The 10,844-nt window shown below is 70.5% G+C and carries 13 protein-coding genes; 5 read left to right on the top strand and 8 right to left on the bottom strand.

Features of this window, described 5'->3' with window-relative positions; genetic code table 11:
• Nucleotides 1-252: 252 nt before the first annotated feature.
• From ACIQE0_RS28700 to ACIQE0_RS28680, 5 genes are all read right to left on the bottom strand, one after another.
• Nucleotides 253-951: a hypothetical protein gene (locus tag ACIQE0_RS28700; RefSeq protein ID WP_402337605.1), complete on the bottom strand. Its 699-nt coding sequence runs from the start codon at nt 949-951 to the stop codon at nt 253-255.
• 393 nt (nt 952-1,344) lie between these two features.
• Nucleotides 1,345-1,476: a hypothetical protein gene (locus tag ACIQE0_RS28695; protein ID WP_402337602.1), complete on the bottom strand. Its 132-nt coding sequence runs from the start codon at nt 1,474-1,476 to the stop codon at nt 1,345-1,347.
• A gap of 235 nt (nt 1,477-1,711) precedes the next feature.
• Nucleotides 1,712-2,539, bottom strand: a complete 828-nt coding sequence (locus ACIQE0_RS28690; RefSeq protein ID WP_402337599.1) for a class I SAM-dependent methyltransferase — start codon at nt 2,537-2,539, stop codon at nt 1,712-1,714.
• A 115-nt stretch (nt 2,540-2,654) separates the two neighbouring features.
• Nucleotides 2,655-2,792 carry a hypothetical protein gene (locus tag ACIQE0_RS28685; protein WP_402337596.1) on the bottom strand — a complete coding sequence of 46 codons (138 nt, stop codon included), beginning with the start codon at nt 2,790-2,792 and terminating at the stop codon, nt 2,655-2,657.
• 166 nt (nt 2,793-2,958) lie between these two features.
• Entirely contained in the window at nt 2,959-3,798 is an 840-nt protein-coding gene (locus tag ACIQE0_RS28680; protein WP_402337593.1) for an SDR family oxidoreductase, read from the bottom strand.
• 92 nt (nt 3,799-3,890) lie between these two features.
• Here ACIQE0_RS28680 and ACIQE0_RS28675 point away from each other — a divergent pair, with 92 nt between their 5' ends.
• From ACIQE0_RS28675 to ACIQE0_RS28665, 3 genes are all read left to right on the top strand, one after another.
• Nucleotides 3,891-4,262: a helix-turn-helix domain-containing protein gene (locus ACIQE0_RS28675; protein ID WP_366336372.1), complete on the top strand. Its 372-nt coding sequence runs from the start codon at nt 3,891-3,893 to the stop codon at nt 4,260-4,262.
• Nucleotides 4,263-4,304: 42 nt separating this feature from the next.
• Nucleotides 4,305-4,469, top strand: a complete 165-nt coding sequence (locus tag ACIQE0_RS28670) for a hypothetical protein (RefSeq protein WP_402337590.1) — start codon at nt 4,305-4,307, stop codon at nt 4,467-4,469.
• Nucleotides 4,470-4,618: 149 nt separating this feature from the next.
• Nucleotides 4,619-5,569: a phosphotransferase family protein gene (locus ACIQE0_RS28665; protein WP_402337587.1), complete on the top strand. Its 951-nt coding sequence runs from the start codon at nt 4,619-4,621 to the stop codon at nt 5,567-5,569.
• Nucleotides 5,570-5,699: 130 nt separating this feature from the next.
• Here the strand turns inward: ACIQE0_RS28665 and ACIQE0_RS28660 are convergent, their stop codons facing one another.
• Together ACIQE0_RS28660 and ACIQE0_RS28655 are read right to left on the bottom strand one after the other, a co-directional pair.
• Nucleotides 5,700-6,704 (bottom strand): alpha/beta hydrolase, encoded by a 1,005-nt coding sequence (locus tag ACIQE0_RS28660; protein WP_402337585.1) that lies wholly within the window; start codon nt 6,702-6,704, stop codon nt 5,700-5,702.
• Nucleotides 6,705-7,248: 544 nt separating this feature from the next.
• Entirely contained in the window at nt 7,249-7,737 is a 489-nt protein-coding gene (locus ACIQE0_RS28655; RefSeq protein WP_402337582.1) for a hypothetical protein, read from the bottom strand.
• Between the two features lie 282 nt (nt 7,738-8,019).
• Between ACIQE0_RS28655 and ACIQE0_RS28650 the strand changes: the two genes are divergently transcribed.
• Both ACIQE0_RS28650 and ACIQE0_RS28645 read left to right on the top strand, forming a co-directional pair.
• Nucleotides 8,020-9,117, top strand: coding sequence for a sensor histidine kinase (locus ACIQE0_RS28650; RefSeq protein WP_402337579.1), 1,098 nt, complete (start codon nt 8,020-8,022; stop codon nt 9,115-9,117).
• Nucleotides 9,114-9,719 (top strand): response regulator, encoded by a 606-nt coding sequence (locus ACIQE0_RS28645; protein WP_402337576.1) that lies wholly within the window; start codon nt 9,114-9,116, stop codon nt 9,717-9,719. The genes ACIQE0_RS28650 and ACIQE0_RS28645 overlap by 4 nt, the downstream gene beginning before the upstream one ends.
• Before the next feature lie 65 nt (nt 9,720-9,784).
• On the opposite strand, the gene ACIQE0_RS28640 is transcribed toward ACIQE0_RS28645, so the two are convergent.
• The gene (locus tag ACIQE0_RS28640; RefSeq protein WP_402337573.1) at nt 9,785-10,777 is read right to left on the bottom strand and encodes a cupin domain-containing protein; all 993 of its coding nucleotides are present in this window, start codon (nt 10,775-10,777) and stop codon (nt 9,785-9,787) included.
• Nucleotides 10,778-10,844 lie beyond the last annotated feature (67 nt).

Raw genomic sequence — 10,844 nt, 5'->3', positions numbered from 1 at the left:
GCGGCCTGGATCAACAAGCCGGCACCAGACGGCCCACTGATCCCGGCACAGCGTTAGGACGATCTACCTGCCTTGATCGCTTTGACAGGTTCCGCCGTGTCAGTCGATGCGTGCAAGTACGGCACGGCCTCTGGCCTCATTGCGTCCTGGACGATGAACGTGTTCCCTCCCCGCTCGGCCGGAAGCGGGCCCGGTGTGGGGGTGCGCAAGTTGCTCCGGCCCCACATGCTTCAGAGACATGCGGTGATGCGGCTACTCGGTGAGGCCGTGCTGCGCGAGTTCGGCGACCGCTGCGTGGAGGTCGATGGCGAGTTCGTGAAGGAGCTGGGGAGCGGCGTGGCCGCGGGACCAGGCGACGGCGGTACGGCCCTCCAAGTGCCAGTGACGGTTGGCAAGTTGCGGTCCGCCGAGCACCTCGGGTGTCGTCACGGTGCGGTAGACGCGTCCGTCGGCGACGATCACGGTCGTGTCCGTGTGGCCGGGAACGTGGACGGGCCATACGTGGAGGAGGCGCTTCGGGGTGGAGGCGAAGTCGCTTGTGGTCGCGGGCCAGTACGGGCTCCGCGGGTAGACGCCGAGCAGGGGGAGCGGCCGGGGGAACCACAGGATGACGCCGGAGGACGGCAGCTCGTACGAGCTTCGGCCGGTGGGGCCCCAGCGGCGCTGGGTGCGCTGCCACAGCAGCGCTTCGACGGGGCCGTCGGTAGCGGTCAGAGCGGGCAGTTCGCCGGTGGCGGCGCGTTGGAAGGAGCAGGCGTAGAACAGCGGGCGCGGGGCCCGATCCTCTGCGGCTCGCCGCGCCTTACGGTCCCGCAGCGCCCGCCAATCAGGGCCGATTTGCTCCCATTCGGCATCCAGGTCTTCGGGCGTGAGTGGTGCGGGCCGGGGCGCTCCCTCCGGCCGCCTGCGTCGGCCGTTGCCCGGTCGAGCTCCATCCCTGAACGGCCACACGCCCGTCTACCTCCCGGAGTCGGATCCGCCGGCGCTCGCTGCTTCGTCGGGACACTGGACGGCTCCGTCCTTGTCCGTCATCTCCCGGCCGGCTTCCGGGAGATGGCTGTTGGTGAGGGTGCGTTCGATGACGCCGCCGCCGGCGTGGGCACCGCCGTTCGCCGCGATCTTGAAGCCTTCGCGAAGGGTCCCCTATAACGGCCCTCGGCGTTCTCGCGCGGGTAGGCGTGCATGTGGTGCGCACTCCAGCCGTCCGAGACGAAGCTGGTCGCGGTGGCGACCGCCGCGTATTTGTCGGCGGGCGTCTGGAAATTGGGAGCTTCGCTGGTGCCGCTCACCATCTCCGTGTACTGCGAGGTGGCTTAGGTGCACGTGTCGAGAAGCCCGAAAGCCTCACCGATCTCGATCGAGCGCATCGTCGACGAAGACCTCGATGTGCGCGGTGAGTTCATCGACGAGGGCGGTGAACTCGCCTGCAAGTTCTCGTATCTCGTCCGGAGGTGCCTGGAAGTGCTCTGCCGTCATGCTTGGTTCCCCCCGTCAGGTGCTCGTCGACCCATCCGCGGGTATGGGTGCGGCGGATGAGCCACCTGACCGTATGAGCCCGGGGCTTGGAACTGTCCGAACCGTACGCCGCTCTGACGTGCTCCATACGACTTCTTGCGCCGGTGCTGAGCGGCGGGGGACGGCAGCCCTCTTGAGGGGCTCCAGGGACCGTCCGATGGGCTGCCAGATGGGTCGACGGATGACCCAGCCGCGCCTACCGATGCGAAGAGGCCGTTCGTGACACCCGCAGTTCCGTGAGGTATCGCTTGGTGACCCGGCCTCCGTATCGCCTGTCGATCAGCCTGGCGATGCACTCCAGCAGTCCCTCCCGGGCCTCCGGCGGCAGCGCCCGGTGACCGGAGTAGGTCCGCAGCACCTCCAGGTACTCCGCCGTGGTGTAGGTCAGATCCCACTCGTAACGCCGGAAGACCACGGGTCCGAACCGACCGCTGCGTGCGGCCTCATCCGCGTGGTCCGAGGTGTCGACGTCGGCTGCGGCAGGAAGCCGCAGCCCCGGAGGGGTGGCCGGATCGAAACGCTCGTAGCAGTCCTGGACCTCGACGAAGAACTCCTCGCTGCCACCCGCCACATGCTGCGTGGCGACCACGGCGAGGGCACCACCGGGCCGCAGCGCATCAGCGGTTTTCGCCATCCGCACCGCCGGATCGATCCAGTGGAACGCCGTCGCCGAGACGACCACGTCGAACGGCTCCTGAGGCAGCGGCCAGGTCTCGAAGTCCGCCGTCACGATCTCCACCGTTTCGAACCCGGCCAGGTTGCGACGGGCGACGGCGGCCATGTCCGCGCCCAGCTCGACGGCCGTGACCCGCCAACCGCGTTCGGCGAGCGGCAAGGTCGCCTTGCCGGTGCCCGCTCCCACCTCAAGAACACGACAGCCGGGGCCGGTGCCGGCCAGGTCGGCGAGGTCGTCGAACAGTTCTGGCGGATATCCGGGTCTGGCGCGGTCGTACAGCTCCGCGTCCTCCTCGAAAGTCCGGCTCAGGTGGACACGGCGCGTTTCGTCAGGTGTGTCGTCACGCATGGCAGCCCGTTCTTCGCAGAGGGGACGGATGAGGCCAAGCATCAGGGGCCGGCTGGTCAACGTACACCTTCGTGCGGTGTTCCGGCGCCGCGTTGCGACATCGGCTTGCGCCTGCTCAGGGGCGGTGGAGCGCGGCCACCAGTTGCGTGTCGGCGGTGTGCGGCCCTTTGGCGGTTGACGGCAGTACGTCGATGCTGATCCGGGTGAACCCGGCCTCGTCCGGCGCCGTCGTCCACCCCTGCTCCTGAAGCACCCAGCGGCGGGTGGTGGTCGGTTCTGCGTTGGTCGTCTGGAGGGCCTGGTTTGAGGGCCTGCGCGGCCCAGCGCCTTGCGCGCCGATGACGGCGGCACTACGGAGGTGGGCGCCTCGTGCTGCTGCAGCCGCACGAGGCGCCCGGGTGCTTCAGTTGAGTGGTGGCTCAGCGGAAGGCGGCGATGTTGCGGGTCACCCAGTCGTTGAAGGGGCGGGGGGCGCGGCCGAGGACTTGTTCCACGTCCGGGCTGATCCGCAGTTCGGCCGGATTCGGGGCAGAGACGATGTCCAGGGTGTCGTCGGCGAGTTCCACCGGTACGAAACGTGTCATCTCGGCCTTGGCCTCGTCGCGGGTGAGTTCGTGGAACCGTACGGGCGAGCCGAGCGCGGCGGCGATCGACTCCGCCTGCTGACGCGGCGTGATGACCTCCGGCCCGGTCAGCTCGTGCACCCCGCCGGTGCGCCGGTCGTCGAGCAGGCAGGCCGCCGCGACCTCGGCGATGTCCGCCGGGTCGATGACCGGCACTCCTACGTCGCCAAACGGCGCGGCGACCGTCCCTAGCGTGCGGACGGACTCCGCCCAGGCCAAGGCGTTGGAGGCGAAACCGCCCGGTCGCAGGACGGCCCAGTCCAGGCCGGACTCCCGCAACGCGTCCTCCAGCGCGCGCATCGCGACCCGCGACGGGCCGTGCGGCCTGGTCGCCACGCCCTGCGAGGACAGCAGGACGACCCGGCGGACCCCACTGGCCGCGGCCAGGGCGATGATGTCGGCCGGCCTGGCTTCGGGGGAGTGCAGGTCGCCGGACAGCAGGAGGAACAGCGCCTTCGCCCCGTCCAACACGCCTATGAGGCTTGCCGGTTCGGCCAGGTCGGCCGCCACGTGCCGGACTCCGTCCGGCATCGCCACCGCGTGCCGCGACACCCCCGTCACCTGCTCGCCCGCCTCGGCCAGGGCCTGCGTCAAAGGTCGGCCCACATTCCCGGTAGCCCCGGTCACCACGATCATGTCCAGCTCCTAGTTCGTTGTGCACTGCGGGAATTGACGCTAGGAGGTGGGCTTACGTTTCGTAAGGACGTACCCAGAGGTAAGCTCCAAACATGAGGGAAGGCGCGCAGCTCACACAGGCTGAGACCGGCAAGCGGTATGACGTGTTTCACACCGACTGCCCTGCACGTGAGATGGTCGACCACGTGACCAGCAGGTGGGGAGTCTGGGTGCTGATCTCCTTGCGGAGCAGCGACCTTCGGTTCTACGAGCTGCGCGACAGCATCCAGGGCATCAGCGAGAAGATGCTCACTCAGACCCTGCGCGCGCTGGTCCAGGACGGTCTGGTCTGGCGCGAGGTCGAGCCGACGACGCCCCCCAAAGTCACCTACGGGCTGTCCGAGTTCGGTCAGGAAGTCAGCGAGCCACTGACGGACTTGTTCGACCGGATCACACAGCGGCTGCCGCCGCGCAGCCCGGGATAGTGCGGTAGCGGTCGGCCTCGAAGGTGAATCCGGCGTGACCCGGTGGCCTGTGTCGACCGCACGTGCCTGCGCTTCCTGGACACGGTGACACTCGATGCGTTCCTCACCGAGACCGGGTTCGAGATCGAGGCCCGGTATGGCGACTGGAGCCGCGGACCCGTCACCCCGACGAGCCCGGAGATCGTCACGATCGCCCGCCGGCCATGAGCAGATCGAACGGCCGGACGCTGCGGCCACCGCTCGATACGAGTGCCTGGGCGGTGCCTGCGGCAGCCGCGAGTGGAGCAAAGCAGCGTCGCCGTCGTTTCCAGGGAAAGCCTTTGCGGGTGTCGGCGCCTGGATGATGAGGTGGCACGATGACCAACCACGATGAGGCGGCTGTCCGACCACTGACCCTGGCGTGGGTGAGCCGGCACCTGGAGGTCGGCGAACGGATCGTCAAAACCGAGGCGTTGCACGGCGGCATCACCGCCGAAATGCGGCGGCTGACCATCGGCACGCCGGACGGCGGCACCCGTGACCTGGTGTTGCGGACCTTCGTCGACGTGGAGCACGCCGAGGACTGGCTGGACAGGGAGGCCGGCGCCCTGACCTTGCTCGCGGGGACCGGCGTGCCGGCTCCCGCACTGGTCGCGGTTGATCCGACCGCCTCGTATTGCGAGTATCCATCCCTCCTGATGACACATCTGGCGGGACGGACAGTCCTCGACGATGAGGGATTGGAGACGCGCGTCCCCCTGCTGGCCCGTCAACTCGTGGCGATCCACGCGGTGCGACCCGCCGAACGGCCCAGGAAGTACGTGGCGTTGACGACCGCCGACACCGTCGTGACTCCCAAGGGCGCCGACGCGGCGGTATGGGATGCGGCGATCAACGTGATCCGCAGGCCCGCACCGCCTTATGAAGGGCGGTTCCTGCACCGGGACTTCCAACCCGGCAACGTGCTGTTCGACGTGCCGCCCCCAGGACAGGCAGATGCCCGGATCATGGGGGTCGTCGACTGGGCAGCGACCTCCTGGGGTCCGGCGGATCTCGATGTGGCGCACTGCGCGACCGTCCTCGCGCTGCTGCACGGCCCGGCGTGGGGTCTGCGGTTCTCAAGGGCGTATGAGGAGGCCGGCGGGGTGCTGGCCGCGACGGCGAGCGAGCGGCTGTACTGGCAGGTGCGGGACGCGCTGGCGTGCTCGGAAGAAGTGCAGCAGGTGGCGCAGCCATGGCGGGAGGCAGGGCGGACAGAGCTGACGACGCGAACCGTGGAGGAGCGGCTGAATGCCTATGTCACCGCCCTGATGGAGACGTTGGGCTGAGCCGAAGCAGCCCGGGATGCGGGCCCGCGCGGCGAGCGCCGGGCCTGGCTGGCACGCCGGAGACGGGGCGGGACGCCGGCTGTGGCTCCGGTCCGCTGTCCGCAGCACCGCGCGACCGTGGTGGCCGTCGTCACCGGCGTCGACACCGGCGTCCGAAGTACGTATCGTGCGCGGGCCGTTGCCCGGTGACCAGGTAGTCGGTCACGACGTCGTTCCCGCAGGCGTTCGAGCCCGTCAGGTAGGCCACGTGCCCGCCCTGGTCGAGGGTGACCATCCGGGCCCGCTCGCCGAGGGCCCGGCGCGTACGCAGCGCCTCGGAGAGCGGGGTCGCCGGGTCGCGGGTGTTCTGGACCATGACGATGTCGGACGGTCCGCGATCAGTGATCCGCACTTTCGGCTCCGCGGGGGCCGGCCAGAAGGCGCACGGTCGGATGTTGGCCGCGAACGCGCCGTACATCGGGTGGCGGACGCGGTCGACGGCGACGTTGTGCTGGTAGGTCGCGAGCGCCGTCGGCCAGCGGGAGTCGCCGCAGATCACGCCGAGGTAGGCGGCGGGGTAGTTGTCTGTGTACGCGCCGCCCCTGGGGGTGTTGGGGCCCGGGAGCGGCTGGTTCGTGTCCAGGGCGTGCCAGATGGCGGCGAGGTCGGCGCGGTCGCTGTCCGCGCGGAGCATCCCGGCGGTGACGACGCGGAAGGCCGTGCCGTCGTATCCCTGCATGGACTTGTCGTCGAGGCGCGCGGCGAGTTGGAAGTACTTCGCGCGTACCGCGGCGGGTGTGCTGCCCAGGTGGTACTGGTGGTGTGCGGCCGCGGCGAACTTCGCGAAGTCGGGGAAGCGGGTCTCGAAGCCCGCGCTCTGGCTGCGCAGGTACCCGATGTCGTAGCCCTCGGGTGGCAGGCTGCTGTCGAGCACGATGCGGTCGCCTCGGTGGGGGAAGAGGGTGGCGTACACCGCGCCGAGGTAGGTGCCGTAGGACTCGCCGTAGTACGAGATCTTCGGTACGCCCAGTGCCGCTCGGATCCGGTCCATGTCCCGCGCGGTGTTCGCGGTGGTGATGTACGGCAGGAGGCTCGCGGTCTTCGACGTCGTGCACTGTGTGGCGAGCCTCTGCGCGGTCGCGGCCTGCTTCGCCACGTCGGCCGCACTGCCGGCGTTGGGCGGGTTGGCCGCCGCCTCCCCCCTGAGCGCAGGTGAAGTCGCAGGTCAGTGGGGTGCTTTGGCCGACTCCGCGGGGATCGAAGCCGATCACGTCGTAGCGGTCGCGCACCTTCTGGGGCAGCTTCATCAGTGCGGGAACGGGGAGCCCGGGCAGGCCGGGTCCTCCGGGGTCGAGCAGGAGCACGCCGCGCTTCTCGGCCGGTTTCGTGCTCGCCAGCCGGGACACCTCGACGTCGATCGTCCGCCCGTCGGGGCGACGGTAGTCGAGCGGCACCGCGAGCCTCGCGCACTGCAGGGACGCCTCCGTCGGGCTGGGGCACGCGCCCCATCGCAGCGGGGGCCGGGACGGCGCGCCCGCCCGCGACCGGGACTGCACGTCTGCCGTGGGCGTCTGCGCTGTGCACGAGGTCACTGCCGCCGCGCCCACCGTGACGGCGAGCGCCGCGAGCCAGATCCTGCGCATGGTTGTTCTCCTCACTTCAAGAGGGCAGCAGTGGGTGTCGGCACGTTCGGCCGGGCGTCAGCCGCTCGGGAGGGAGACCGGCCGGACGGCTGCCGCTGCCTGCCTGCGCCGCCTGCGCAGCAGGACGACGACGAGAGCGAAGACCTGGAGCACGAGGTCCAGGCCCGGCAGGTCGGCGGTCGCCTCGCAGTGGACGTGGCCGCTGTGGCGGATCGTGCCGGCGGGCGCACCGTCGTCGCCGATCATGGTGTACTCCCGGCCTGCCGCCGCGGTCCGCCGGAACGGGGTGACCCGCCCGGAGCACGTCCTGTGCCAACTGCGGCGCACCCGGTCCGTGGTCGCGAAGGCCGTCCCGTCGCCGTCGAGCAGTTCGTAGACACCACTGAGGCGGTGCGTGCGCACGAGGTAGGCGACCCCGCGCAGCGTGAACCGCGCGCCGCTGCGGCTTCTGCGGCCGCTGGGCAACGAGAACGTCGTCAACGCCCGCCCGCTCTCGGTGAGTTCGTACTCCTGGCTCGGCGGATGGATCCTCTTCGCGTGCAACATGACTTCACTGCACCATCGGCCCGCCGGTCGGACCCATGTCATGTGTCATGCATGACCGGGTGACAATCCGCACGGGGCGCCGGTCCTGGGTGGGCCATGCTTGTCTGCATGACCATGCCTCACTTCCCGGGCCGCCACTTGGGCACCGCTACGGCAGCCGGGCAGAGCATGACCGACGTGGGTGCACGCGGTCCGGACGAGTTCTCCGCCCGCCGGTGGCCGGACTGGAGTTTCTGGAAGGACCAGCGACCGGGCGGCCCCAGGGCATGGAGCCGAGGCCGTGTGGCTGTCGCCACGGCCACCGCGCTGGCCTCCCTCGCCTTGATCGCACGGGCCGAGGACCTCGCGCACGGCACCACACCTCCCCTGCTCGCCTCGCTCGCGATCGGCTTCATCGCCTGCTACGGCATCGGCTGCGTACTCGCGCCCTGGTACGGGCCGGTGGCGCCGCGCCGGGGGCGGATCGCCATCGTGGCCGCGATGTTCCTGCTCGGAGCGGCACCGGCCGTGCTCCTCGCATCGCCGTCCTACCTGACCGATCTGACCTATGCCCTGTCGATCGGACTCATGCTGCTGCCGCTGCGCCATGCGCTGGCGCTCGGCCTCGTCACGGTGTTGGGGCAGATCGTCTGGATGCGTCTCGCCCAGGGCCAAGTGGCCTGGGCGCAGGTGGCACTCCTCGTCGGCGTGACCGCGGCACTCGGCACCGTCTTCGCGCTCAACTTCACGATCGGTCACCTGCGGGCCGCGCGCGAGCAGGTCAAGAGGCTGGCCGTGAACCAGGAACGGGAACGGGTCGCCCGGGACATGCACGACGTCCTCGGCCACAGCCTGTCCACGATGACCGTCAAACTGGGGCTGACCCGGCGCGTCCTGGAGTCCTCCGCAGACGTGGCCCTCGCGGTCGCTCAGGTCACCGAGCTCGAAAACATGGCCCGCACAGCGCTGTCCGACCTGCGGGCCACCATTTCGGACTACCGCACCCTGTCGCTGGACAGTGAACTCGCCGGCGCCCGCCTGGCGTTGCACGCTGCCGGCATACGGGCCGAACTGCCCGCCGCGACGCACTCCGTGCGCGCCGAACTGCGCGAGGCGTTCGGCTACGTCGTGCGGGAGGCGGTCACCAACGTGCTGCGGCACTCCGACGCCGAACGGTGCACCGTCCGCATCGGACCCGGCTGGGTCGAGGTCACCGACGACGGCACTTCCGGCCGCGCGGCGAGGGCCGGGAACGGACTCACCGGCCTCACCGAACGGCTGGCCGCCGTGTCGGGCACGCTCGAACACGGACCTGCCCCTGGTGGCGGGTACCGGGTCGTGGCCCGCGGTCCGGCCCCGTCGATCCCCCTCGCACCTTCGAAGGAAGCCGAGCCGACATGATCCGCGTCCTGCTGGCCGACGACCAGGCACTCGTACGCGGCGCCCTCGCGTCCGTGCTCCGACTCGAACCCGACATCGACGTCGTCGCCGAAATCGGCACCGGGTCCGAGGTGCTGCCCGCCGCGCAACGGACCGCGCCCGACATCGCGCTGCTCGACGTACAGATGCCCGGCAGGGACGGCCTGACCGTCGCCGCCGACCTCCAGCGAGCACTGCCCGGCTGCCGCACCATCATCTGCACGACCTTCAGCCGACCCGGCTACCTCTGGCGGGCGATGTCCGCGGGCGCTGCCGGATACGTCGTGAAGGACTCCCCACCGGAACAACTGGTCGACGCGATCCGCCGCGTCCACACCGGCCTGCGCTTCGTCGATCCGGCCCTCGCCGCGGAAGCACTGGCCGGCGGCGCCAGCCCACTGACCGAGCGCGAGACGGACGTGCTGCGCGCCGCCGCCGACGGCGGCACCGTGGCCGACATCGCCAAGGCGCTCCGGCTGTCCCAGGGCACCGTGCGCAACCACCTGTCGTCGGCGATCGGCAAGACGCAGGCCCGCACCCGCGCCGAGGCAGCCCGGCTCGCGGAGACCAACGGCTGGCTGTGACCGCGGGGCCGTCGAACCGCAAACAGCGAGGGGGCGATGGAGACATGTCGACGGCGTTCGGGCGTTCAGTCGGCCGGGGTGGTGGGGCCTGGAGCGGGCCGCTCGGTTGCCGGGGAAGCAGCGGTCGCGGTGCGTCGGAACTCGCTTGGGTTTGCGCCTCGGACCCGTTTGAACGCCGCACTGAAACCGAACGGGTCGGAGTAGCCCACGGCGCGGGCAACGTCCGCGATGGTCATGGACTTCTGCTCGACCAGGAGGTCTGCCGCGAGTGTCATGCGCCAGTGGGTGAGGTAGGTCAGCGGCGGTTCGCCGACCTGGTCGGTGAACCGCTTGGCCAGCGTCGAACGCGACACTCCGGTGCGCTCGGCCAGCGCGGAGACCGTCCACGGTGCCGCCGGTTCGGCGTGGAGCAGGCGCAGTGCCTCGCCAGCCACCGGGTCGCGCTGGGCGGCCCACCAGGCCGGCGGCTCGCCGCCAGGCCGGTCGAACCACTCGCGCAGCGTGCAGACCAGCATCCAGTCCAGCAGCCGGTCGAGCACCACCTGCTGCCCCGGTGCGTCGACGCGGACCTCGGCGGCAAGGTGGTCCAGCACCGGGTCGGCCGTGTCCCCGCCGCCCACGCGCAGCACGACGGGCAGCGCGTCCAGCAGCCGGCGGCTGATCTCGCCGCGCACCGGATAGGCGCCGACGATCAGGGTCGTCGCACCGGCGCCGTCATCGGCGTCCCCGCCGCAGTCGTGCCAGCCGAGCCGGTGCCGGGTCCCGCCCTGCTCGGGTGTCGCGCAGTGCTCGCCGCACACGAGCGGTTCGGCGCGGGTGCCGGCCTCGTCGACGAAGGTGAACGTCGCGGGGCCGCGCACGATGATCGTCTCGCGGGCGCGAAGCGGCTCGGGCGGCCGGTGCTCCGGCACGATCCAGCCGGCCCCGGTGAGGACGGTGCACAGGGTCAGTGGCGCGCCGTCCACGAAGTGCAGTGCCCAGGGCGGGGACAGGGTCGAGCTGCCGAACAACGAGCCGTGGGCCCGCACCCCGCGGATGAGGTCACTGAACACGTCCACCCCACCAAGGTTAGACGGATACACAGATGATCCGGATCCTCACCCATGGGATCGTCCGAGTCGGCCG

It is taken from the genome of Streptomyces sp. NPDC093097 (assembly GCF_044754325.1).
Taxonomy (GTDB): Bacteria; Actinomycetota; Actinomycetes; order Streptomycetales; family Streptomycetaceae; genus Streptomyces.
This window is presented reverse-complemented; position numbering and strand designations above follow the sequence as displayed.

Coding starts and splice junctions, on each gene's coding strand:
- ACIQE0_RS28690 (WP_402337599.1), bottom strand. CDS start 2,539: ATGCGTGACGACACACCTGACGAAACGCGCCGTGTCCACCTGAGCCGG.
- ACIQE0_RS28680 (WP_402337593.1), bottom strand. CDS start 3,798: ATGATCGTGGTGACCGGGGCTACCGGGAATGTGGGCCGACCTTTGACG.
- ACIQE0_RS28645 (WP_402337576.1), top strand. CDS start 9,114: ATGATCCGCGTCCTGCTGGCCGACGACCAGGCACTCGTACGCGGCGCC.
- ACIQE0_RS28695 (WP_402337602.1), bottom strand. CDS start 1,476: ATGACGGCAGAGCACTTCCAGGCACCTCCGGACGAGATACGAGAACTT.
- ACIQE0_RS28675 (WP_366336372.1), top strand. CDS start 3,891: ATGAGGGAAGGCGCGCAGCTCACACAGGCTGAGACCGGCAAGCGGTAT.
- ACIQE0_RS28655 (WP_402337582.1), bottom strand. CDS start 7,737: ATGTTGCACGCGAAGAGGATCCATCCGCCGAGCCAGGAGTACGAACTC.
- ACIQE0_RS28665 (WP_402337587.1), top strand. CDS start 4,619: ATGACCAACCACGATGAGGCGGCTGTCCGACCACTGACCCTGGCGTGG.